This window comes from Mesosutterella multiformis (assembly GCF_003402575.1).
Taxonomy (GTDB): Bacteria; Pseudomonadota; Gammaproteobacteria; order Burkholderiales; family Burkholderiaceae_F; genus Mesosutterella; species Mesosutterella multiformis.
Map to the genome: position 1 here is coordinate 942,409 of NZ_BGZJ01000001.1, position 23,557 is coordinate 965,965.

At 57.9% G+C, this 23,557-nt stretch carries 18 protein-coding genes and 1 tRNA gene; 11 read left to right on the plus strand and 8 right to left on the minus strand.

Going from position 1 to position 23,557, the window contains the following annotated elements; genetic code table 11:
• Positions 1 to 5: 5 nt before the first annotated feature.
• From recN to M4NBBH2_RS04470, 4 genes are all read right to left on the minus strand, one after another.
• Entirely contained in the window at positions 6 to 1,688 is a 1,683-nt protein-coding gene (gene recN, locus M4NBBH2_RS04455; protein ID WP_116269877.1) for a DNA repair protein RecN, read from the minus strand.
• A gap of 32 nt (positions 1,689 to 1,720) precedes the next feature.
• On the minus strand, positions 1,721 to 2,560 hold the full coding sequence (locus M4NBBH2_RS04460) for an NAD(+)/NADH kinase (protein ID WP_238691371.1): 840 nt from the start codon (positions 2,558 to 2,560) through the stop codon (positions 1,721 to 1,723).
• A 153-nt stretch (positions 2,561 to 2,713) separates the two neighbouring features.
• Positions 2,714 to 3,502 (minus strand): enoyl-ACP reductase FabI, encoded by a 789-nt coding sequence (locus M4NBBH2_RS04465; protein WP_116269879.1) that lies wholly within the window; start codon positions 3,500 to 3,502, stop codon positions 2,714 to 2,716.
• Positions 3,503 to 3,639: 137 nt separating this feature from the next.
• Positions 3,640 to 5,253 carry a transglycosylase SLT domain-containing protein gene (locus tag M4NBBH2_RS04470; RefSeq protein WP_116269880.1) on the minus strand — a complete coding sequence of 538 codons (1,614 nt, stop codon included), beginning with the start codon at positions 5,251 to 5,253 and terminating at the stop codon, positions 3,640 to 3,642.
• Between the two features lie 129 nt (positions 5,254 to 5,382).
• On the opposite strand from M4NBBH2_RS04470, the gene M4NBBH2_RS04475 reads away from it, so the two are divergent.
• The 4 genes from M4NBBH2_RS04475 (at position 5,383) to M4NBBH2_RS04490 (ending at position 7,621) form a co-directional block, all read left to right on the plus strand.
• Positions 5,383 to 6,177 carry a class I SAM-dependent methyltransferase gene (locus M4NBBH2_RS04475; protein WP_116269881.1) on the plus strand — a complete coding sequence of 265 codons (795 nt, stop codon included), beginning with the start codon at positions 5,383 to 5,385 and terminating at the stop codon, positions 6,175 to 6,177.
• Positions 6,178 to 6,205: 28 nt separating this feature from the next.
• Positions 6,206 to 6,721, plus strand: a complete 516-nt coding sequence (gene rnhA, locus M4NBBH2_RS04480) for a ribonuclease HI (RefSeq protein ID WP_116269882.1) — start codon at positions 6,206 to 6,208, stop codon at positions 6,719 to 6,721.
• A gap of 20 nt (positions 6,722 to 6,741) precedes the next feature.
• On the plus strand, positions 6,742 to 7,482 hold the full coding sequence (gene dnaQ / locus M4NBBH2_RS04485; RefSeq protein ID WP_116269883.1) for a DNA polymerase III subunit epsilon: 741 nt from the start codon (positions 6,742 to 6,744) through the stop codon (positions 7,480 to 7,482).
• Between the two features lie 64 nt (positions 7,483 to 7,546).
• Positions 7,547 to 7,621: transfer RNA gene (locus M4NBBH2_RS04490), tRNA-Val, on the plus strand.
• Between the two features lie 81 nt (positions 7,622 to 7,702).
• On the opposite strand, the gene M4NBBH2_RS04495 is transcribed toward M4NBBH2_RS04490, so the two are convergent.
• Genes M4NBBH2_RS04495 through M4NBBH2_RS04505 form a run of 3 tightly spaced genes read right to left on the minus strand, consistent with a single transcriptional unit; the run spans position 7,703 to position 13,012 of the window.
• Entirely contained in the window at positions 7,703 to 8,503 is an 801-nt protein-coding gene (locus tag M4NBBH2_RS04495; protein WP_116269884.1) for a glycosyltransferase family 2 protein, read from the minus strand.
• 34 nt (positions 8,504 to 8,537) lie between these two features.
• Positions 8,538 to 12,029 carry a DNA polymerase III subunit alpha gene (dnaE, locus tag M4NBBH2_RS04500; RefSeq protein ID WP_116269885.1) on the minus strand — a complete coding sequence of 1,164 codons (3,492 nt, stop codon included), beginning with the start codon at positions 12,027 to 12,029 and terminating at the stop codon, positions 8,538 to 8,540.
• Between the two features lie 29 nt (positions 12,030 to 12,058).
• On the minus strand, positions 12,059 to 13,012 hold the full coding sequence (locus M4NBBH2_RS04505) for a glycosyltransferase family 9 protein (RefSeq protein WP_235005589.1): 954 nt from the start codon (positions 13,010 to 13,012) through the stop codon (positions 12,059 to 12,061).
• Between the two features lie 98 nt (positions 13,013 to 13,110).
• On the opposite strand from M4NBBH2_RS04505, the gene msbA reads away from it, so the two are divergent.
• Genes msbA through M4NBBH2_RS04525 form a run of 4 tightly spaced genes read left to right on the plus strand, consistent with a single transcriptional unit; the run spans position 13,111 to position 17,998 of the window.
• Positions 13,111 to 14,931 carry a lipid A export permease/ATP-binding protein MsbA gene (msbA, locus tag M4NBBH2_RS04510; protein ID WP_235005588.1) on the plus strand — a complete coding sequence of 607 codons (1,821 nt, stop codon included), beginning with the start codon at positions 13,111 to 13,113 and terminating at the stop codon, positions 14,929 to 14,931.
• Positions 14,928 to 15,494 carry a dCTP deaminase gene (dcd, locus tag M4NBBH2_RS04515; RefSeq protein WP_022443169.1) on the plus strand — a complete coding sequence of 189 codons (567 nt, stop codon included), beginning with the start codon at positions 14,928 to 14,930 and terminating at the stop codon, positions 15,492 to 15,494. The genes msbA and dcd overlap by 4 nt, the downstream gene beginning before the upstream one ends.
• Positions 15,495 to 15,528: 34 nt before the next feature.
• Positions 15,529 to 16,581, plus strand: a complete 1,053-nt coding sequence (locus tag M4NBBH2_RS04520) for an aminomethyltransferase family protein (RefSeq protein ID WP_116269886.1) — start codon at positions 15,529 to 15,531, stop codon at positions 16,579 to 16,581.
• Positions 16,582 to 16,612: 31 nt separating this feature from the next.
• Positions 16,613 to 17,998 (plus strand): L-serine ammonia-lyase, encoded by a 1,386-nt coding sequence (locus M4NBBH2_RS04525; protein ID WP_116269887.1) that lies wholly within the window; start codon positions 16,613 to 16,615, stop codon positions 17,996 to 17,998.
• A gap of 84 nt (positions 17,999 to 18,082) precedes the next feature.
• Here the strand turns inward: M4NBBH2_RS04525 and M4NBBH2_RS04530 are convergent, their stop codons facing one another.
• A complete protein-coding gene (locus M4NBBH2_RS04530; RefSeq protein WP_116269888.1) occupies positions 18,083 to 18,880 on the minus strand; it encodes a thymidylate synthase in 798 nt (265 codons plus the stop codon).
• Between the two features lie 178 nt (positions 18,881 to 19,058).
• Here M4NBBH2_RS04530 and rng point away from each other — a divergent pair, with 178 nt between their 5' ends.
• The 3 genes from rng (at position 19,059) to cuyB (ending at position 23,529) form a co-directional block, all read left to right on the plus strand.
• Entirely contained in the window at positions 19,059 to 20,516 is a 1,458-nt protein-coding gene (gene rng / locus M4NBBH2_RS04535; RefSeq protein ID WP_174703622.1) for a ribonuclease G, read from the plus strand.
• A 22-nt stretch (positions 20,517 to 20,538) separates the two neighbouring features.
• On the plus strand, positions 20,539 to 22,026 hold the full coding sequence (gene sbcB / locus M4NBBH2_RS04540; RefSeq protein WP_116269890.1) for an exodeoxyribonuclease I: 1,488 nt from the start codon (positions 20,539 to 20,541) through the stop codon (positions 22,024 to 22,026).
• Between the two features lie 69 nt (positions 22,027 to 22,095).
• Positions 22,096 to 23,529, plus strand: a complete 1,434-nt coding sequence (gene cuyB / locus M4NBBH2_RS04545; RefSeq protein WP_116270587.1) for a cysteate racemase — start codon at positions 22,096 to 22,098, stop codon at positions 23,527 to 23,529.
• Positions 23,530 to 23,557: the final 28 nt, after the last annotated feature.

Below are 23,557 nucleotides of genomic sequence, written 5' to 3' on the forward strand. Positions count from 1 at the left end.
TTAAATTAATGCGTTTCCCGGGACTGCTGGGATTGAGGCGAGGAAAGACGGAGCATTTCCTTCGCGTGATCGAGCGTGGCCTGAGTCATATGAATGCCGCCGAGCATGCGGGCAATCTCTTCGATGCGGCCTTTGCTGTCGAGCTGCGTGAGAGAGCTGACAGTCTTACCGTCGACCGTCTTTTTCTCGACATGCAGGTGATGGATGGCGCAGCTGGCAACCTGCGGCTGATGAGTCACACAGAGCACCTGGCGGTCATGCCCGAGCTGCTGCAGAAGACGTCCCACCACTTCTGCGACAGCGCCGCCGATGCCGGCGTCGATTTCGTCGAAAATCATCGTCTCGACTGGCGTCGCCCGGGCGGTGATGACAGAAATGGCAAGACTGATACGGGAAAGTTCACCGCCGGAGGCTACTTTTGTTAGTGCCCGGGGCGATACGCCTTCGTGTCCGGCAACCAGGAAATCACAGTGCTCAAGACCGTGCGGACCTGGTTCCGACGGAGAGAGACTGACCTCAAGGCGTCCTCCCTCCATGGAGAGCTTCTGCATGGCCTCCGTGACAAGCTTAGAAAGACTCTGGGCCGCGGTTCTGCGGCTTGCGCTGAGAGCTTCAGCCTCGCGCATAAAGGCGGCTTTGGCTTGCGCTGCCGCGCGCCGAAGGCTTTCTGTGTCAAATCCGGACTGAATCTCCGAGATCTGGGTGTTCACCTTGTCGTGAAGATTTTTCAGTTCTTCCGGACGGACGTGGAACTTCCGCGCGGTGTCATAGTAGGCGGAAAGACGGCTGTCGAGAGCGGCAAGCCGTTCTTCATCGAGGTCGTTTCCGTCGAGATACTGTCGGAGCGTGCTCGCCGTGTCATTCACGATGCTGGAGGCGTCACTCAGCTGCTGCGCGGCATCCTCAAGCTTTGAGTCGAAGCGGCTGAGGGAGATGATTTTCTGATAGGCGTTCCCGAGGAGCGTCTGAGCCGATACATCGTCATCCACAAGCTCCGCGGTGGCGGAGCTGATGCCGCTGATGATTTCCGAAGCGTTGGAGAGCTTTGTGTGCTCTTCAGACACCCGCTCCCACTCCCCCTTTTCAGGGGCAAGCGCGTCGAGATCCTCTTTCATCCAGGCGAGTTTCTCAAGTTCATCCTGGAGGCTGGCGGCGCGGGCATTCGCTTTCTGCAGTGCGTCCGTGGCGATCTGATAGTCCTGATAGAGCCGGCGGACTTTCTTCCGCGACTCAAAGAGCCCTCCATGGGCGTCCAGAAGCCGCAGCTGTTCAGCAGGCTTCAGAAGGGACTGGTTGGCATGCTGGCCGTGGATGTCGACGAGTTTCTCCCCGAGCGTCCTCATCTGGCTTACCGTGGCCGGAGAGCCATTGATCCAGGCTCTGGAGCGGCCGCTCGCATCAAGCACGCGGCGCATCAGAATTTCATCGTCATCCGGCTCAAAGCCGTTATCCGTGAGCCAGCGCCGTGTTGATCGGTTCTGGGAAAAGATGCCGCTCACCTCAGTTTTCTTGGCGCCTTCACGGATCACGACCGTATCCGCCCGGGCGCCGAGCAGCAGCTGCAGGGCGTCAATCAGGATGGATTTTCCTGCGCCGGTCTCACCTGTAAGGGCTGTAAACCCGCCCTCAAGATTGATCGTAAGCTCAGGAACGATAACGAAATCAGTGAGTGAAAGGCTGAGTAGCACAGCAGGCTCCGGTGTAGGAGGACGGTGGAGTACTAAAGGTTACCACTAGGGTAGCGGATGATGCGCGAGCTGGTCGGCATCAGATTCCACTTCAGTTTCCGGCGAAGAAGATCAAAGTGGTTATACCCGGCCGGATGCAGCAGCGTGAAATGGTTGCGGCCGACGTGAATGTGCAGCACATCCCCGGCCTCCATCGGCATGAATTCCTGCATGTCGAAATAGGCCTGGCCGTCTTTGACCTCAGTGAGCTTGATATCAATCTGAGCGTCAGACGGAAGCACGATCGGACGGTTGGAAAGCGTGTGCGGCGCGACAGGAACGAGCACCACTCCCTTCAGAGACGGGTAGAGGATCGGACCGCCCGCGGCAAGCGCGTAGGCGGTTGATCCGGTGGTGGTCGCGTAGATGATGCCATCCGCTCTCTGGGAAGACATCTGGAGACCGTTCACGTAGATCGTGTACTCCACCATGCCGCCGATTTTGCCGTGTGTGATGCCGATATCGTTTACCGCGTTCGACTGGTAGACGACCCGCCCTTCGTGGAGCACGGATCCCTCAATGATCGGCCGGGGATCCCGGACGTAATGCCCCTCAAGCATGAGAGGAATCACGCGGCTCATTTCCTCAAGCACAACGTCTGTGATGAAGCCAAGGCGTCCGGCATTGATGCCGATTATCGGGCAGTCGTACTGAGCCAGGCGCCGGCCGATCCCGAGCGTCGTCCCGTCTCCGCCGAGCACGATGGCGACATCGGCTTTTTCACCGATAGTCTGAACGCTGTTCGGAGGGAAACGGACGGGGTCAGCAAGGATCTGAGACGCGGTCTCGTCCACAAGCAGTGACACGCCGCTCTGCGTCACCAGGGCTGCCAACGCCTCCAGAGGCCCCTTGAGGTCAGGAGAGCTTTTCGCAAAGATGGCTGCTGTTTTGAAAACGGACATGTCAGCTCGAGATAGAAAAATCTGGCATTACTGCAGGCGCATCATGCCAGAGAAGAATGGTTAAAAGAGCAGATCCCGGGGCTATCAGGCCGCGTTGGGGTTGCCCATGATGTTGTGAATGCCGCAGTCAACGTACATCACGTTGCCGGAAACACCGCTCGCGAGATCAGAGAGGAGGAACGCGGCAGCGTTGCCCACTTCTTCCGTCGTGTTCGTACGGCCAAGCGGGGACATCTCTTCGGCTTCATGAAGCATTTTGCCGAAATCCTTGATGCCGGACGCAGCCAGGGTCTTCACCGGGCCGGAGGAAATCGCGTTCGCACGGATGCCGCGGCGGCCGAGGCTGGCGGACAGGTAGCGGGTAGACGCTTCGAGAGCGGCCTTCGCGAGACCCATCGTGTTGTAGTTCGGGATCACGCGCTCGCTGCCGAGATAGGTCAGCGCGAGGATGGAAGCCTGACGGCCTTCCATCAGCGGAAGGAAGGCCTTGGCGAGGAGCGGGTAGGAACCTGCGGAGATATCCATGGCGGTGAGGAACGCTTCACGGGAGAAGCCTTCCAGGAAGTCACCGGTGATCGCTTCGCGGGGAGCGTAGCCGATCGAATGAACGAAGCCGTCAAGACCACCCCACTTTTCCTGGATAGTCTTCACAGCACCTTCGATATGTTCATTCTTCGTGACATCGAGCGGCAGAATGAAGTCGCTGCCGAATTCCTCAGCAAACTTGCCGATGCGGTCCCGAGCGTGATCGCCAGCATACGAGAAGGCGAGTTCAGCACCTTCGCGGTGGCAGACCTGCGCAATGCCGTACGCGATGGAATGGTTGGACAGAACTCCGGTGATGAGAATTTTTTTGCCGTTGAGAAATCCCATGGTGTTTTTCTTCGTTTCTAATGAAATAGGAAATCCGCCCCAGGCTGCACCGCGGCGCGGCCGGGCAGGAGCAGAAACACGATTGCTTATTTTAGAGAGTTGCTTATTCTAGCAATCTAAATCAGTTAGATAAACTTCTAGCGTTTTTTTCTTTTGACCGTTTTCCGGGCGGAAGACTTCGCGCGGGATGATTTCGCGGAAGATGCTTTGCGGGAACGGGCCGTGCGGCTCGAGGCCTGCTTGGCGCCCCTGCGAGGCATGGCGTTCAGGCGGTAGCGGCGGGCCGTCCGGTAAATAATGCGTTCCGAATTCACCCGCTCCATATCCGGAGCGCGCTGAATCACAGGCGCTGTGACGATAAGCGTCATGCCGCGGCGAAGCTTGGAGTTTCTCAGGCGGTTTGTGACAATGATCGAGCGCGGGGTGACGTTCAGACGGTCCGCGATCTCCTCAAGCGTATCGCCCTTTCTCACGCGGTAGCGGATCTGGCGGTAACGGATCTTCGGAACGGAAGGCACGGGTTCCAGGCGGAAGAAGTCGTTTCCGCCCTGGATTTCTTCCCGCGGGGACTCCGCGTCAGCCCGGACGAGGAGAAGAGAATTGTCAGCCACCTGACGGTTGCCCGGAATTCGGTTGACTTCGCGAAGTTCCTCTTCAGACATACCGGTTCCGAGCGCGATATCCGCGAGGGTTTCACCCTTCTGGAAGCGGTGCGTTTTCCAGGCCGAAACCCGTTTGCCGTTCGAACGCCACAGAGCGAGATTCTCCATGAATTCGTCGAGGTTATCCGCGGGGATCAGCATGGCGGTGTTGTGGGCGCCGACAATGACGGGCTTATTGAAGCTCGGATTGAGAAGCTTGAAGTCATCCAGCTTCATATTGGCCAGACGGGCGGCTGTCTTCACGTCGATATCCTTGTCGCGGAAGACCTGCACGAAATAGGGTTCGCTGCCGATATCGGGAAGCGTCACGCCGTAGGCCGAAGGGTTCTGGATGATCCGTTTGACCGCCTCGAGCCTGGGCACATAGTTCGCGGTTTCGAGCGGCATGCGGAGATGCGAGTAGTCAGTCGGCAGCCCTGCCTGAGCATTGCGGTCGATCGCCCTCTGCACATTGCCTTCGCCCCAGTTATAGGCAGCCAGAGCGAGCTGCCAGTCACCGAACTGCGCGTACAGCTTCTGGAAGTAGTCCAGAGCCGCACGGGTGCTTTCCACGACATCACGCCGCTCATCTTTCCAGAGGTTCTGGTTCAGGGAGTAGGTCGTGCCGGTGCTGGGAATAAACTGCCAGAGACCGGATGCCTTGGCCGATGACAGGGCATTCGGGCGGAAGGAACTTTCCACGAATGGCAGAAGCGCGAGCTCCATTGGCATGCCGCGGGCCTCAACCTGACCCACAATATGGTAGAGATACATGCCGGCGCGGGTCGCGGTCTTCGCGAAGCTTTCCGGATGCCGCGAGATCGCTGCAACCTGGGTTTCAACCCGGGCGCTTTCCAGCGTCGGAATCTTGAAGCCGTTCCGGATACGGGTCCAGACGTCAATGTTCGGTGCCGGCAGCTCCGCGGTGATAACTTCGGTGATCCTGTCAGCGGCAGGCGCGGGCGCGGCAGCTGCGGCAGGCGTGCCGGGAACCGATGCCAAAACGGGCAGGGCCTTATCGCTTGCTGCAGGAACGCCTGCTGCGGGAGCGGCCATGGAGCCGGTCGCGTAAATGCCGATGAGAAAAAGTGGGATCAGTCGCAGTTTCATTTGTTGCGTGAAAAGAGTGTTGGATGCCTCTGCGGGCAGCTATGCGATGGTACTCTATGTTATTAGGTTAAGCCGCTACGGCCGAAAGGCTTTTTGTAAAAATGTCAATCGTTGAGGGACAGAACCAGAATGAGCAAAGAGCTGAGCATTCCTGATTTTATGGGAACGCCGGCCGGAAGGTTCCTGCGGGAATGGGAGTCTTCTCAGGTAGCCGGTGTCGTGGGAGACGTGTTTGGCTACAGCGCGGTTCAGATTGGTCTTCCTGAGCTGGATCTGCTCCGGGGCAACCGGATTGCGACGCACATTCAGATTCTTCCCCCCGAATCGCGGAACCTGAAAAACTTTTCCAGTCAGGATCCTCTGAACAGAATACTGGCTGATTTTACGGAAATTCCGCTGGCCTCTGAGAGTCAGGATCTTGTGGTCCTCGCGCACGCGCTCGATTTCTGGGAAACTGATGCTCCGGCTCAGAAGGTGCTGCGTGAAGCAGCCCGTATTCTTGTCCCTGAAGGGCGTATTGTGCTGACAGCCTTTAACCGCGCGGGGCTTTGGAGTCTGCGCCAGAGACTGTCGCGGATTGGACTCGGAGGGGCTTTTCTGCCTGACGTAGCCCGACCGATCGCTTTGAAGCGGCTGCAGGACTGGCTTTCACTGCTGGGGTTTGAAGTGGACCGGGGGCATTTCGGCGCCTATCAGATGCCGAGCCGCACCGCGGCCGGGCTGCATCGGTTTGAGTGGATGAATCTGGCGGGCGACCGCTGGTGGCCCGCTCTTGGCAGCCTTGTGATGCTTTCCGCCACCAAACATATCGCTGGCCCCCGCCTGATCGGGAGCACGGCGTTCGCCGCGGCCCGTGCGCTCCGGAAGCCGGGGACACAGCTTGCGGCGGAGTCCGCATCGAGAGACGAATCCCGTAAGCTCTGATGACTGAATTAATGGATAACGTACGACTATGCAATCCCCTGTAAGCAAAACCCTGGAAATCTGGACGGACGGAGCCTGCAAGCAGAACCCCGGTCCCGGAGGCTGGGGGGCGCATCTCGTGTATGGACGCCATGTGATGGATCTCTATGGCGGAGAGGCCATGACCACGAATAACCGCATGGAGCTTACGGCGGTCATTGTGGCGCTCTCCTGCCTGAAGAAGCCGTGCCCGATTGTGATTCATACGGACAGCCAGTACGTGAAGAATGGTGTCGAGCAGTGGATGGCGAACTGGAAGCGTCACGGGTGGAAAACCGCGGCAAGGAAGCCCGTTAAGAACAGCGGGCTTTGGAAGAAGCTCGGCGATCTGGTCGATCAGTTTGAAATCGAATGGCGCTGGGTGAAGGGCCATGCGGGAGATCCCGGCAATGAGCGGGCGGACGAACTCGCGAACTGGGGAGTCGAAGTGGTGCGGGGCACGAGAGGTGCCTGTGAGATGATTCCTCCGGGTGTGCTCGAGAGTCTGGCGGCTGACATCGAATAAGAGAAGAGGCGGAACAGAAAGTGCGACAGATTTGTCTGGATACGGAAACGACAGGACGTGATCCGGAGAACGGTGACCGTCTGGTTGAAATTGGCTGTGTGGAGCTGGATGGACGGCGTCTTACGCTGGATGACCGGTTTCTGTACCACACGCTCATCAATCCGGAGCGTGAGGTTCCTGAGGAGGTTGTGGCAATCCATAACCTGACGACTGAGCGTCTGGCCGGAGAGCCGAAGTTCGCTGAAATCGTGGACAAGTTCCTCGACTTTGTCCGGGGGGCAGAGCTCATCATCCATAACGCTGAGTTCGACGTGGGCTTCCTCAATATGGAACTCGCCAGGATTGGCCGTCCTCCGATTGAGAGCATCTGCAGAATCACGGATACTCTGGCGATTGCGAGAAAGAAGCATCCGGGGCAGAGAAACAGCCTCGACGCGCTCTGCGCCCGCTACGGGATTGATAATTCGTCCCGTACGCTGCACGGCGCGCTGCTTGACTCCTGGCTGCTGGCGGAAGTCTACTTTGCGCTCACCCGCGGGCAGGGCAACCTCCTCATGGAAGCTTCCGGCCGCGGATCGGCCGAAAAACTGATGCCGCTTCCCCCTCCGGAAAGCCTTCGCGTGATTCGGGCTGACAGCCGTGAACTCGCGGCGCATGAGGAGCAGCTGGATAAGATCGACAAGGCCTGCAAGGGAACCTGCCTCTGGCGGTTTGATCCGAACGCGCCAGCTCCGGAAGAGACACCGGCAAAGCCCGCGTAAATGCCTGACAGCGACAGGATTTGACAAACCGAAATAAAAAAGTAAAATTATCAATCTCTGTATTGCGCAGTTAGCTCAGCGGTAGAGCATCGCCTTCACACGGCGGGGGTCACAGGTTCAATCCCTGTACTGCGCACCAAGATTCCAAAAAAGCGATCCTGTCGGGTCGCTTTTTTATTGCCTCAAAAAAATGCCGGCAGGATCTGCCGGCGTGATTCTCTCAGTTCTTTTTTCCGGGGCCGCTCAGGCGGATTTCCACCAGCCGGGCGTACTTCATGAAGGTGTAGATACATCCGCACGCGGTGTGGATGAAACCCGGAAGCCCATCGAGGAAGCCGAGCTTCAGGAAGTAAAACTTCAAAAAGCGGCAGAGCGGGCTGGAGAATATCTTGAACCCATGGTGATCGTCTCCGATCTTATGGAGATAGCCAGCCCGGAGATACGCGAAGCGGATCTTCTTCTGAAGAAACTCACTCAGGTTATTGGACGGATAGTGAAGGAGGTCGCCTTTCAGGCGGACCGCTTTTTTATCCGTCTCTACTTTTTCCTCAACCGGTTCGTTGTTCCAGACCGCATGGCGCCGGTCAAAGAGCCGGATCTGCCAGTCCGGGTAGCCGTCCCCGTGCTTCAGAAAACGGCCGAGGAACCAGGTCTTCCGGGCAAATTCATACACGTGCGGTGCGGCGTCAGAGCTGCGGCCGGAAAGCGCCGCCTGAATAGAGGCGGAGAGTTCAGGAGAAAGCCGTTCGTCCGCGTCAATGCAGAGCACCCAGTCGTGAGCAGCCTGAGAGACGGCGAAACGCCTCTGCGGACCGAATCCCATCCATCCCTGGTGGATCACATAAGCCCCGAAGGATCTCGCAATCTCGACCGTCCGATCACGGCTTCCGGAGTCCACGACAAGAATGTCTTCTGCCCACTGGCAGCTTTCCAGACAGTCCTGGAGATGATCCTCTTCGTTTTTCGTCAGGATGACGATGCTGAGGGGGAAAAGCTCCCGGCTGGTCGATTCTTCAGGCATGAGAACTCTCTTCGCAAAGGTGTGACAGGTAGGCTTAAGAATAAACGAAATGCGCGTCCCGGACGCCTGACACGTGGAGGAGCTGATCAATCACTTCCTGCTGCGGGTCGACGAAAGCAGGGCGGCGGGCGACGACCTGCCCGTGCATTCCGTGGGTGTCAATGCAGAACACAAGCTGGCAGCCGTATTTGCTGTTCTCAAAAGGCGCCACAGTCTTCGCGATCTCCTTGAGATCCGGCTCTTCGCTCACCTCGATATGCAGTGCGGCGTGTCTCCTTGTGCGGAATCCCGGAAGGCTTTCCGCAGAGTCGATGGAGAAGGAGGTGGTTTCCTTCTTTTCGTCCCAGCGGCTGCGGCCTGTCACGATGACAATCTCGTCCTTCACGAAGATGTCCCGGTACTGATCCCAGGCGTCTGAGTAGCAGACCGCCTCGATCGAACCGGTTCCGTCATCCAGTGTCACGATCCCCATGCGGCCGCGTTTTCCGATCACCTGCCGGAGATCCACAACAACGCCGGAGAACCGGATAGTGTCCTTCGAGCGGTAGCTCTCTTTGGCTCCTGGCGCCGGACGGCGGCCGGAAGCGAGGATCTGATGAATGGTTTCCGGAATGAATTTCCGGATCTCGTCCCGACATTCGCCGAAGAGGTGCCCCGTCAGGCAGAAACCGATCACTTCCTTTTCGAGCAGCAGCTTTTCGTGCTCGCTCCAGGGGGTAACGGGGATCCAGTTCACGATGCGCTCGGGTTCGCTCGCGTCGCCGAAGAGGCTCCCCTGGTCCGCGAAGAGCGCGGCGTCTGCGGCGGCCTTCATAGCCTGATCCAGGTTTCCGAACTGTTTTGCGCGGTCCGGATCGATGGTGTCTAAGGTCCCCGCCTTGATAAGTCCTTCAAGCACCCGGCGGGAAAGTCCCGCACTGTCCCGCTTCTTCATCCGGGCGCAGAGGTCAAAGAGATCCTTAAAGGGACCGTTTTCCTTTCGCTCCGCCATCAGGGAGAGAATCACGCCTTCGCCGACACCTTTGATGCCGCCGAGACCGTATCGGATCGTCTTGCTGTCAGGAGCAGTGAAGAACCAGTCGCTCTGGTTGATATCCGGCGGCAGGATGCTGATACCGCGAAGCTTGCAGTCATCGATAAACGTGCGGATCTTATCTGAATCCGTCAGGATCAGACACATATTGGCCGCCATGAATTCGGCCGGATAGTGAGCCTTCAGGTAAGCGGTCTGATATGCGACGTAGCTGTACGCCACAGCGTGGGATTTATTGAAGCCGTAGCCCGCGAACTTCGCCATCAAGTCGAAGATCTCGTTAGCCACTTTTTCCGAAACGCCGTTTTTCGCGGCGCCGGCGACGAAGATGGCACGGTGACGCACCATTTCCTGCTTCAGCTTTTTACCCATGGCGCGGCGGAGAAGGTCAGCGCCGCCGAGCGTGTAGCCGCCGATCACCTGAGCGACCTGCATCACCTGTTCCTGATACACCATGATGCCGTACGTTTCCGCGAGCACTGAGCCCATGCGGTCGTCGAGGTAGGTGACGGGTTCCTTGCCGGACTTTCGGGCGAGGTAGGTCGGAATCATTTCCATCGGGCCCGGACGGTAAAGAGCGTTCAAAGCCACGAGATCTTCGATCCGGTCCGGGTGCGCCTGACGCAGCAGCTGCCGCATGCCGGGCGATTCAAACTGGAAGACTGCCGTCGTATCGCCGTCCTGGAACAGTTTCAGCGTAGCCGGGTCATCGGTCGGAATACGCCTCAGTTCGAAAGACTGACCCGGGTGAAGCTTATTGATGTACTCCACGCACTTATTCAGAATCGTGAGCGTCGTGAGGCCGAGGAAGTCGAACTTCACGAGACCGACGTTCTCAACGTCATGCTTATCGAACTGGCTGATCGTGTTTTCCGGCTGACCGTCCTGGTTATAGAGCGGACAGAAATTGGTGAGAGGACCCGGAGCGATCAGCACACCGCCGGCGTGCATGCCAAGGTTTCGCGTGATGCCTTCAAGCGGTTCGGCGTAACGCATGAGCTCCTGATACTGCTCATCTCCGTCGATCTTTTTCTTGAAGTCAGGCTCCATCTCCTTCGCAAGTTCGAGCGTAACGTCCTGTCCCGGAGGCGCAGGGATGAGCTTCGCAAGTTCATCCACCTTGCCGTAAGGCATGCCGAGTACACGGCCGACGTCACGCACCACAGCCTTCGCGCCCATGGCGCCGAAGGTCGCGATCTGGCTCACAGCACTCGCGCCGTACTTGTCCTTCACGTGCTGAATCGTTTTGTCGCGGTTCCACTGACAGAAGTCCACGTCGAAGTCAGGCATCGACACGCGTTCCGGGTTCAGGAAGCGTTCGAAAAGGAGGTTATAGTGCAACGGATCCATATCCGTGATCCGCAGCGAATAGGCGACGAGTGAACCGGCGCCGGAGCCGCGGCCCGGTCCCACAGGAACGCCGTGGGTCTTGGACCAGTTAATGAACTCCTGCACGATGAGGAAGTAGCCCGGGAACTTCATCTTCTTGATGATGCTGAGCTCGTACTCAAGCCGCTCAAGATAGCGCGGGCGCACCTCGTTCCGCTTCGCTTCATCCGGGTAAAGGAATTCGAGCCTTTCCTCAAGGCCGTCATGCGCGAGATGATCGATGTAATCATCGAGCGACATGCCTTTCGGCGTTTCGAAAAGCGGGAGCTGCGGCTTACTCAGAATGCCGTCGACATTGCAGCGCTTGGCAATCTCAACCGTGTTCTCAATCGCGCTCGGAATGTCCGCAAAGAGCGACATCATTTCTTCAGGCGACTTGAGATACTGATCCTCGGTGTAACGCTTCGGGCGCTTCGGATCGGCAAGCGTGTAGCCTTCGGCAATGCAGACACGGACTTCATGCGCGATGAAATCTTCTTTTTTCTGGAACTGCACCGGGTGCGTCGCGACAACCGGGAGCTCCAGCTTCGCGGCCGTATTGCAGAGAAACCGGACGGCGGCTTCGTCGCCCGGACGCCCGGCCCGCTGCAGATCGAGATAGAAGCGGTCAGGGAAGAAATGAGCAAGCTTTTCTGCGGCAGCCTCAGCCTCGGCAGTTTTTCCCCGGCGGAAAAGTGTCTGGATCTCGCCCTCGGGACCGCCGGAAATACCGATAAGCCCCTTTGTCCCCTCTCCCGCGAGCCACGATTCCTTCACTTCACCCCGGCCCTTTACATGACACTGGTTTTCGAGCCAGGCCCTCGTGAGCAGCACACAGAGCGAATGGTAGCCGTCATGATCCATGCAGTAGACCGTGAGACGGAAGGGATGAGCGGGATCCTCTTCGTTCGTGATCCAGAGATCACAGCCAAGGATCGGCTTGATGCCCTCCTTGTGGCAGGACTCATAGAAACGGACGCTTCCGAACATGTTCATCAGGTCCGTCTGCCCGAATGCGCCGACGCCCCACTCTTTCATCTGCTTGATGGCGGGGTTAAGCCGGACGATACCGTCCGTAATCGAATATTCGGAATGAAAACGGAGATGAACGAATTTTGGCTGCATGGGGATGTCGGGATAAAGCGAAGAAGAGACTAAGCCTCGGTGGTGAGGATCCGGTGAACGGTGTTTTTCACTTCCTCTTCGGTCGGCCAGTGGCCTTCCGAGCCGAGTGTGACTGCGGCGGGATTCCAGGGACCGGTGCGGGTCGGATCCGTAACGCCGATCAGGGTGATCTGACGGGCGCCGATGCCCGCGGCCACATGGCTGATGCCGGAGTCGTTTGCGATGACGAGAGAGGCCCGTTCGCAGAGCGCGGCATAGGTTCCGAGGGTGGTCGGCTCAAGAATTCTTGCGGAAGGACAGCTTACCCGGACTTCCTCCACTTCGTGAGGAGAGGGGAGCGCGAGCGGCAGGTAACCGAGTTCCTCAATATATTTCGCAAGGCTGTCAAAGTGGTCCCAGCTCTTCTTCTGACCCTTATGAAGTCCGCGGGCAACAGGGGCGAGAAGCACGAACTTCTGATCCTCGGTGATGTGATTGTCGCGGAGAATATTGCGGGCGCCGGCGCGATGACGGGCGAGCAGCTTAAGCCCGAGCTGCGGCGTGGGCTTATCGCGCGCCGGTGTGCCGCCCCAGGCGATAATCGCTTCGCGCGCCACCGTGAAGAACCGGTTGACTTCATGCGTGACACCGGGCTCGGCGAGCCTGGCGTCAAGAAGGAATCCGCGTCCGTCTGTCGGGTAGCCGGCCGAGCGGATACCGCCCAGCTTGAAGAGCAGCGCGGAACCGAAGGAGTTCGGGAAAAGCACGCCTCGGGGAGAGTCCCCGGTACTCCGGGCAATTTCCTTCACCCGCCCCAGATCCTTCAGCACCTGTCCTTCGATCGGGTCATACCGCCACCCCATACCTGCCATGAGGTCTTCAGCAAACCTTTTCCCGATGAGCGAGGGGGTAAAGCCGCTGTCAGCGAGAAGCTGAAGCGCGGGAAGGGTCATCATGCAGTCGCCAACATGATTGGGAAGCCGGCATAGAACAGTCTTGGACATGATTATTTACGGTTGAGTTGGACTGAGGGATGAGGCATCTTCTGATGAGACGCCCCTAGCGGATATGATAGCGGCAGTGTGAAACCTACTGAAAAAAGATGACAGAGATGAAATCCGCCTCTCCCGGCCGCGCGAAGAAGCGCTGGTCTCTTGCTGACCCCAATATTGTCCGTCTGCTGAAGATGCTCCGCCCTTATAAGAAGTGGATCATCTACGCTGTTATCGCACTCGCGGTGACTGCCGGATCTTCCTCGCTGATCGCGATGCTGCTCGGGAAACTGACGGATATGGGATTCTATGAACATAATCCCTACGTGCTCCTCTGGGCGCCGGTCGCGCTCCTGGGGATCACCGTGCTCCACGGCGGGTCAACGTTCCTCAGCAGCTACTGGCTGCAGGAGGTCTCGCAGTCTGTGATGGTGGATCTCAGAACCCAGATGATGAGGAACGTCCTTTACTGGCCGGAGTCCGTCTATCAGAAGTATTCGACCGGTGAGATCGTGTCGAAATTTCTCTATGAGGCGTCGAATGCGCTGTCCGGCGCGTCCAGCCTTCTCACGCTGATCATCCGCGATGTGCTGCAGATCGTGGCGCTCCTCGCGGTGCTTGTCTGGCAGGACTGGCGGCTCACGGCCGTGACGCTGCTTCTCGCGCCCTTCATCGCGATCATCCTTCGCTGGGTGAGCCGCCGCATGCGTCAGTTCACGAAGATGATGCAGGAGACGATGGGATCGATGTCCTCCGGTCTCTTCCAGATGATTGATGCCCACCGCATGGTGAAGATCTACGGCGCCCAGGAACGGGAAGCCGACAACTTTGCCCGGATCAGCGAGGAATTCAAGCGCCTCAATATGGCGCAGCAGAAGGTGGCGGGCGCGGGAACTCCGCTGACGCAGCTTGTCACGATGAGCGCGGTGTCTGTTGTGCTTGTTGTGGCTCTGGTTCAGGCCCAGAAGGGGCTCCTCACGATGGGACAGTTCACGACGTATCTCTCGGCGCTTCTGCTCCTGATGCCTTCAATCCGCCATCTCTCGGGGCTCAATGGCTCGATCGCGAAGATGGGAGCGGCGGCTGACAGTATCTATGCGCTCCTGGGCGAACCGCTTGAGGATGAAGGCGGAAAGAAAGAGCTGAAGAGCACGGGCCGGATTGAGTTTTCACACGTCTCGCTCCGCTACGAAGGCGCGAAGGAAAATGCGCTTACGGATTTCTCGCTTTCCGTGAAGCCCGGGGAAAGAATCGCGCTCGTCGGGCCCTCGGGTGCCGGCAAGTCTTCTGTCATTCACCTGATTCCGGCGTTCTGGCATCCGACTGAGGGAAAGATTCTCTATGACGGGCTGGAGCAGAGTGAGATTTCTCTCCGGTCGCTTCGAGATCAAATCGCCCTGGTGAGTCAGGAGGTTGTGATTTTCAACGACACGATTGCCGCGAATATCGCATACGGCGCTCCGGGAGCGACTGAGGAAGAGATCCGGCGCGCGGCGGACGCGGCCAGCCTCACCTCTCTCATTGAGTCTCTTCCGGATGGCCTTCAGACGAAGGTCGGCGAATCCGGATCCAAGCTGTCCGGCGGACAGCGTCAGCGGATTTCGATTGCCCGCGCGATCCTGAAGAACGCGCCGATTCTCCTTCTGGATGAAGCGACGAGCGCGCTGGATACGGAAAGCGAAAAGTACATCGAGGCGTCGCTCGCCCATCTGATGAAGGGGCGCACGGTCTTCATTGTGGCGCACCGCCTGTCCACTATTCAGAATGCGGACCGGATCGTGGCGATGGAGTCCGGGCGTCTTGTGGAGTCCGGCACGCATTCGGAGCTTCTTGCGAAGGGTGGGCTGTATGCCCACCTTTACAATATTCAGTTCAGTGAAAAGAGCGCTCCGGCCTCTGCTCCGGAGCAGGAAAAGGAGGAAACAGCATGACGATCAAGAGCGACCGATGGATCCGCAGGATGGCTGAAGAGCACGGCATGATTGAGCCCTTCGAGCCGGGGCAGGTCAGGTACGTTGACAATAAAAAGGTCATTTCCTACGGGACCTCCTCCTATGGCTATGACATCCGGTGTGCGGATGAATTCAAGGTCTTCACCAACATCAATTCGACGATTGTGGATCCGAAGGATTTCGATCCGGCATCCTTTGTTGATGTGAAGTCCGATGTCTGTATCATTCCTCCCAATTCGTTCGCTCTCGCGCGCACGGTGGAGTACTTCCGGATTCCCCGGAATGTGCTTACGGTGTGCCTCGGGAAGTCGACCTATGCGCGATGCGGCATCATCGTGAACGTGACGCCGTTTGAGCCCGAGTGGGAGGGCTATGTGACGCTGGAGTTTTCCAATACCACTCCGCTGCCCGCAAAGATCTATGCGGGAGAAGGCTGCGCGCAGGTGCTTTTCTTTGAGAGCGACGAGCCCTGTGAGGTGAGCTATGCGGACCGCGGCGGCAAGTATCAGAAGCAGCACGGTGTGACGCTTCCCCGGGCATAAGCGTGTGAAAAATCAGAATCAGGAGAGTAGTGAGATGGTGAAAAGCGAAGACTTTCTGCCGGCTGCGTCCGGCCTTGACGGTATCGAATGGACGGAAGATACCCCGAAGCTCATTCTGAGCTACGGAGACGCGGCGGCTGAAAGGCATTCGGCTCTGACCGGCGCCTTCCTGAAAGATGTCCGGGCTGCCCGGGTGATCCGTACCGAGGGTGAGAACGGTGAGAAGCTGCTTCGCCGTCTGATTACGGCTGATGTGGCGAAGCATGCTACGGGCGACTGCCTTCTCGCCTCGATGCTGAATGCGTCAGGCGGTGTCATGCAGGAAGTGGCCGTGATTGCCCACACGGGGTACTGGGATGTCGTGCTGTTCCCGGAAACGGCGGATACGGGGCTTGCCTGGTCGAGACAGGTTGCGGTGTCTTTTGAGGCCGAAGTGGAGCAGCCGGAAGACCGTCACGTATTCTGGCTTGGCGGTCCCCTTGCTTCTGACACGCTGAAAAAGGTGGATTGCGCCGTTCCGAAGGCGGGCAGCTTCACGGAGCCGGAAGCGGGTGTTCAGGTCTGCGCCTTTGAGGATATCTTCCTCATTCAGGGAGAGACTGCGAAGCTGGATGCGTTCTGGAAGAAACTGGCCGCGGCCGGTGCCGCTCCGATCGGTGAAGAAGCCTGGGAAGCCGCCCGCACGGCGATCTGCCTTCCCGCTTTTGGCTGTGATTACGACGAATCCTCCTCTCCGCTTGAAGTGGGTCTTGGCTCGTCAGTCGACTTCTCTGATCCGGCCCGTATGTTCATCGGACGCGCCCTAACCGAGGCCCGGTACCGAGCCGGAATCCGCTGCCGCCTTGGCGTGCTTGAAATTCAGTCGGAGGATGATGCCTCGAAGCTCGACTCCGCTCCTGAAGTAGTGCTCCGCGGGAACTCCTCTGAAGGCGGGATCATCACCACATGGACTGTCTCAGACTCGGGTACTATTCTTGCCCTCGCGCTGCTCCCGGCCGAAAGCCATATCGGGGATGAGGCCGAAGTGTCCTACCGCGCGGGCGGTGAGGATCGGGTCTGCGCAGGCAAAGTCATCCGGCTCAGGTAAGTCAGCCGGTTCAGGAATCAATAAATAAATCATGGCAATCAGCGTTTTTGACATTTTCCGCGTCGGCATTGGTCCGTCCTCATCGCATACGGTGGGACCGATGAGAGCCGCCGCGCTTTTCATCCGCATGCTCTCCCACCGGGAGATGCTGCCGCGGGTCGCACGGATCACTGTGGATCTGATGGGAAGTCTTGGGGCAACCGGCAAGGGGCACTCGACCGATACGGCCTTTGTGCTTGGCCTCATGGGGCTGGAGCCTGAAACGCTCGACGTGGACGCGGAACCCGCGATTCTCGCGGATATCCGTGATAACCGTCGCCTGAAGCTGGGTGGAGAGTCTGAAATTGGGTTCGAGTGGGACCGCGACATCACTTTCAGCCCGGAAAAGATTGCCCGATTCCACACAAACGCGATCGATGTGGCGGCGCTCGACGCCGAGGGGCATACGCTTCTCGCCCGTCGCTTCTACTCGGTAGGCGGCGGCTTTGTCGTTGCCGGAAGCGAAGAGAATCCGGATATTCCGGAAGTGCCGGCTGCTTTTAATCAGGTGGTGCTCCCGTATCGCTACAAGCACATGGTGGAACTCATTGCGTTCTGCGGCCGGGATGGAAAAACGATCCCGGAAATCGTCCGCGAGAATGAACGCGTCTGGCGCACTGATGAGGAAATCGACCGTGAGCTGGATCACATCTGGAGCGTGATGAAGGAGGCAATGGACCGCGGCCTGAGAACCGAGGGGATGCTCCCCGGTGCTTATAAGGTCGCGCGCCGCGCAGCCGGCATGAAGCGGCGCCTTGAAAAGATTTCACTCACCGATGATCCGCTCGCTGTGCTTGACTGGGTCTGTTCCTTCGCCTTCGCGGTAGGGGAAGAAAACGCGACGGGCGGCCGCATTGTGACCGCTCCGACGAACGGCGCCGCGGGTGTGATCCCCGCGGTGATCGAGTTCTACCGTCAGTTTGTTTCCGGGGCGGATCAAAAGGGTATTCGGGACTTCCTGCTCACGGCCGGCGCGATTGGCATTCTCTTTAAGACCAACGCTTCAATTTCAGGCGCTGAGGTCGGGTGTCAGGGTGAAGTGGGTGTCGCCTGCTCCATGGCGGCAGGCGGCCTCGCTGCGGTGATGGGCGGCAATGCCTACCAGATCGAGAACGCGGCGGAAATCGGTATTGAGCATCATCTGGGGCTCACATGCGACCCGGTGGCGGGTCAGGTCCAGATTCCGTGTATTGAACGCAACGCGATGGCGGCTACGCAGGCGATTGCCGCGGCCCGGCTTTCCATGGCGGGCAACGGCCGTCACTATATTTCGCTCGATGAGGCGATTCAGACGATGCTCGAAACGGGCCGTGATATGTGCAATAAATATAAGGAAACCAGTACGGGAGGCCTTGCGGTCTGCATCGTTGAGTGCTGATCGCGGAAAACTCCCGCCAGAAAAATCTCCGGATGCCATTCAGAAAAGCATCCGGAGATTTTTGTTTATTGGGTTTCAGTCTGATCAGACAGCGATCGGCGCCTTGATGGCGGGCCACGGGTTGTAGCCCTCGATCACAAAGTCCTCATACCGGTAGGAGAAGATATCGGCGGGCTTCCTTGCGAGTGTGAGCGTCGGGTAGGCGCGCGGCGTGCGGGAGAGCTGCTCACGCACCTGATTCAGATGATTGAGATAGATGTGGCAGTCACCGCCCGTCCAGATGAAGTCTCCCGGTTCAAGATCGCACTGCGCGGCCATCATGTGGGTGAGGAGCGAGTAACTCGCGATATTAAAGGGCACGCCGAGGAACAGATCGCAGGATCGCTGGTAGAGCTGGCAGGAAAGCTTGCCGTCCGCCACATAGAACTGGAAAAGACAGTGGCAGGGGGGCAGTGCCATGTGAGGAATGTCGCCCACGTTCCAAGCGCAGACGATCATCCGCCGGCTGTCAGGATGATGCCGGATCTGGTCAATCACTTCGCTGATCTGATCGATCTTGTCGCCGTTTGCCGTTCTCCAGGCACGCCACTGAGCGCCGTAAACAGGACCGAGATTGCCGTCCTTATCCGCCCACTCATCCCAGATCGTCACTTTGTTGTCGTGAAGATATTGGATATTTGTGTCGCCGTTCAGGAACCAGAGCAGTTCATGAATGATCGAGCGCGTATGCAGCTTCTTCGTGGTGACGAGAGGAAAGCCTTCCGAGAGCGGGAACCGCATCTGGTAGCCGAAAACCGAGATCGTTCCGGTGCCTGTGCGGTCAGTCTTCTTCACTCCGTGTTCATAAACGTGCTTTAAGAGTGTTTCGTATTGATCGTACATGGAAGAGATGGCCTAAATAAGAGAAGTTGGACAGAAACGGAAGCCGCCGGGGCGGGTTTCGACTTTACAATGAATCAACCAATTTTAAAGCAGGCCGGATTTCTTCGAGGGGGCGGGGTTCAGCCCCTGGGCTCATGGGAGCTACGCCGAAAGCCGTCCGGCAGCAACAAAGGAAATCATCGTGGAAGAGGTCTTGATCAACTATTCGCCCCGGGAAACCCGCGTGGCGATTCTGGTGGACGGCATCCTGCAGGAAATCCATCTGGAGCGGCAGGTGTCCCGCGGGTTTGTGGGAAACGTGTATCTGGGACGCGTGGCCCGGGTGCTGCCTGGCATGCAGTCCGCCTTTATCAACATCGGACTCGAGCGGACAGCGTTCCTTCATGTCGCCGACATCACAGAAGCGCATCAGGGAGATAAGACTCTCCCGATCGAGCGCGTGCTGCATGAGGGGCAGGCCGTGATGGTGCAGGTGGCAAAGGATCCTATCGGAACGAAGGGAGCGCGGCTCACGACCACAGTGTCGCTTGCCGGCCGGAAGCTCGTTTATCTTCCCCGCGAACCCCATATCGGCGTTTCCCAGCGTATTGAGGATTCGGACCTTCGGGAAAAACTTCGTGACGAAGTGAGCCGCCTGAAGCCTGAGGAAGAAAAGGGCGGGTACATTGTCCGGACGTCCGCTGAAGAGGGGGCGACAGAGGAAGAGTTCCGCTCCGATATGCGTTACCTCAAAGTGCTCTGGGAACAGATTCAGTACAAAGCATCTCACCTGCCCGCTCCCTCGCTTCTCTATCAGGAGCTGTCACTTGAGCAGAGGGTGCTGCGCGATATGGTGCATTCGGAGACCGCGGCGATTCTGGTGGACTCCCAGGACACCTTTAAGGAACTGAAGGAATTTGCGAAGACCTTCGTCCCGATCGCCGAGGAGAAGCTCCAGCTGTACCGCGGCGAAATCCCGCTCTTTGAGAAGTATCTCGTCGAGGATGAAATCGAGAAGGCGCTTCGCCGCCGTGTGGATCTGAAATCCGGCGGTTATCTGGTGTTTGATCAGACAGAAGCGATGTCAACGATTGACGTGAATACCGGAGGTTTTGTCGGAAAGAAGGATTTCGGCGACACGGTTTTCAAAACGAACCTGGAAGCGGCGCAGACGATCGCCCGGCAGCTGAGGCTTCGGAATCTGGGCGGCATCATCATCATCGACTTTATCGATATGACGAGTGACGAACACCGGGCGGCTGTTCTTGCTGAACTTCGCCGCGGCATCGCTCAGGACCGCACCCGGATGACGGTGAGTAACTTTACTGAGCTTGGCCTCGTCGAAATGACCCGGAAGCGTACCCGTGAGTCGCTCGCTCATATGGTCTGTGAACCGTGCCCGGTGTGCGGCGGCCGGGGGGAAATCAAAACCGCCCGTACGGTCTGCTACGAAATCCTCCGTGAGGTGGTCCGTGAGTGGCGCCAGTACACCGACGCGAAGGAGTTCAAGATTCTCGCTTCTCAGACTGTCATCGATATGTTTCTGGAGAGTGAGTCTCCGGCACTCGAACTGATTCACGAGTTTATTGGCAAGCCGGTTTCACTCCTGGTGGAACCGGGTTACACCCAGGAGCAGTTTGATGTAATTCTGGCCTGAAACGGGGCAGCGGGAGAGAAGGATGAGCAACACGTTTTACTGGCATGACTATGAAACTTTCGGCCTCCGGGGTGACGAGAGACGTCCCTCTCAGTTCGCGGGGGTAAGAACGGATGAAAATCTGAACTTCATAGGTGAGGGAGAAGTCCTCTACTGCAGGCCAAACCGCGATTTTCTCCCCTCTCCGGAGAGCTGTCTTCTGACAGGCATTATTCCCCAGTACTGTGAGGAAAACGGGCTCCCGGAAAACGAATTTGCCCGGGCGGTTTTCGCCCGGCTTTCCGAACCGGACACCATTGGTATCGGCTACAACAATCTGTCGTTTGATGACGAGGTTTCCCGCTTCCTTTTCTGGCGGAATTTCCTTCCTCCGTACACGAGGGAGTATTCCGCGGGCTGCAGCCGCTGGGATCTGTATCCGATCACGCTGGCGGTCTGGGCGCTGCGGCCTGAGGGGATTGAGTGGCCGCTCAGAAAGGACTGGATTCCGAAGCTTGAAGCGAAGCGCATTCTGAAGGATGAGAATCCCGATCTCGATGGTCACACCTTCAAGCTTGAGTGTCTCACGGCCGCAAACGGCATTTCACATGAAAAGGCACATGACGCGCTTTCCGATGTGTACGGTACGGTGGCTCTTGCCGGTCTGATCCGGAAAACAAAACCGAAACTCTGGCAGTGGGCATTTAAGCATCGCGGCAAGCAGGCCGTGATTGAGGAGCTGAACCGGGGACCGGTCGTCTGGGTGGACAGCCATATCGGTCAGACGCACGGTTATCTGAAGTGCGCGCTGAAAATCGCCGCGATGCCGCACGACCCGAACCGGGTCCTCCTCTGGGATCTGGAACGGGATCCGGAGGAGCTTTTCACGCTGAGGTCTGAGGATGTGGAGAGACGGATCTTCACCTCAGGTGATGAAAATGATCCGAGGCTGCCTGTTTATACGCTCCGCGTGAATAAGTGTCCCTTCGTCTGCAGTCATCTCGGTGTTCTGAGCGGGGGACAGGCGGAGAAGTTCGGCATCGATCTCGAGGCGGTGAAACGGAATGCGGAAAAATTCACGCCTGAGAGAATGAGTGAAGTGACGGCTATGCTGATCGCCGGGCTCGAAGAGGCTCACGAGAAAGAGATCCCGGAGCCCGAGCAGGATCCTGATGAGGCGCTTTACTCCTCCGGGTTCCCGTCACGCTCGGATTCCCGCATGGTTGAGAAAGTGTCGGGACTGACCGGGGAAGCGCTTGCGGAAAGTTACCACGAGGGCAGGATTCACTTTGACAATCCGGTCTATGACCAGCTGCTTCTCCGGTATCGGGCGAGAAATTTCCCCGAAACGCTGACGGATGATGAACGTACGCTCTGGCTGCACGACGCAAAGCAAAGAATCGAAGGCAGGAAGGACAGCTACGTGGAGACTCTTGATCAGTTAGCAGTCCGGACTGGAGAACAAGGACGCCCCATCCTCAGCGCTCTATATGATTGGTCTCGGGGTGTTTTCAGGGATTTAGGTATTTAGCCTTAGTAAGATGGGCTAATATCATTATTGGACTCTGCAGAAAACTATTTTTGAACGGGGTGTATGGATATGTCTTTGAATAAGCTGAAAGTTGGTATTGTCGCCGGCATTCTGCCGCAGGCCGCTGTCGAACTGAAGACCCGGCTGATCGCGGAAGCTCAGAAGCTCGGACGTCCGGTCGAAGTGGTCATGGACTGGGAACCGCCGAGAAAAGACGCACCGGATCCCCTGTTCCATCTGCGTGATCAGAAGATGCTGTCGCTCGACGCGTCGATCCGACTTCAGAAAGAGGGTGTTGATCTGATTCTTCTGCCCTGCGTCGCGGTCCAGAAATACCTGGATGAACTGCAGGTTGAAATCACGACGCCGGTGCTTGACTGGCTCTCTGCGATCGGAGAGGAACTGAAAGTTTCGGGCGCGAAAAAGGTGGGCGTGCTGAAGTGCGCCTATGCGCAGTGCTCGGCTTCCTCTCACGCGAGAATCTTTGCCGGCGGCGCTGAGCCGGTGCCGGCGGACGAAGAGGCTCAGAAGCTGACTGGGGAGGCGATTGCTGAAATCAAGGCATCCGGTGTAACCGACAAAGCGGTCGAGCTGCTCGCCGCGGCTGCCGGGAGGCTGGGAACCGTGGACGTGGTCCTGCCAATGAATGAGGCTGTGGCGCTCGCAGCGCCGAAACTCGCTGAAAAAGGCATTCCGGTTCTCGATACGATCGGGATCCTCGCGAAAGCCGCGGCCGCTTCGGAACCGAAGCCGCTACCGAAGCCCTTCAAACTGGGTCTGATCGGCGGACTTGGACCGGCGGCGACAGTGGATCTCTTTAATAAGATCGTGAAGGCAACCCCTGCGAAGACGGATCAGGAGCATTTCAAGCTTGTGATTGAGGAGAATCCTCAGACCCCGGACCGTACCGCATGCCTTCTTGAAGGCAAGACTGACCCGACGATCTGCCTCTATCACTCAGCCAAGCGTCTCGAAGAGGATGGCTGTGACGCGATCATCATTCCCTGCAATACCGCTCACGCGTTCCTTCCTTATATGAAGCGCTACCTCAAGGTGCCTTTTGTCGATATGCAGCAGACGGCTCTTGAAGATATCGCGACCCGCTTCAAGGAACCCCGCATCGGTCTGCTGGCAACCTCCGGCACGATCAAGACCGGTATCTATTCGAAGAAGGCTGAGGCCATGGGGCTGCCGCTCTTTACCCCGGATGAAGAGCATCAGAAACTCGTGATGTCCGCGATTTACGGTCCCCAGGGCGCGAAGGCAGGATTCACGGAAGGGGTCTGCCGGGATGAACTTCTGAGCGCCGCGGAATATCTGGTGCGTGAATACGCCTGCAATGTGCTGATTCTGGGCTGCACGGAACTGCCTCTGATTCTGGATGAGACGGACGAATTCCCGATTGCTGATTCGCGGGTCGCGATTGTCGATCCGACAGCGGTGCTTGCCCGCAAGGTGGCAAAGCTTGCTATGAGCGAGAATAAGAAGCGCGGTACCCGGTAACAGCAGGCATCAGGTTTTGTGCTTTCTG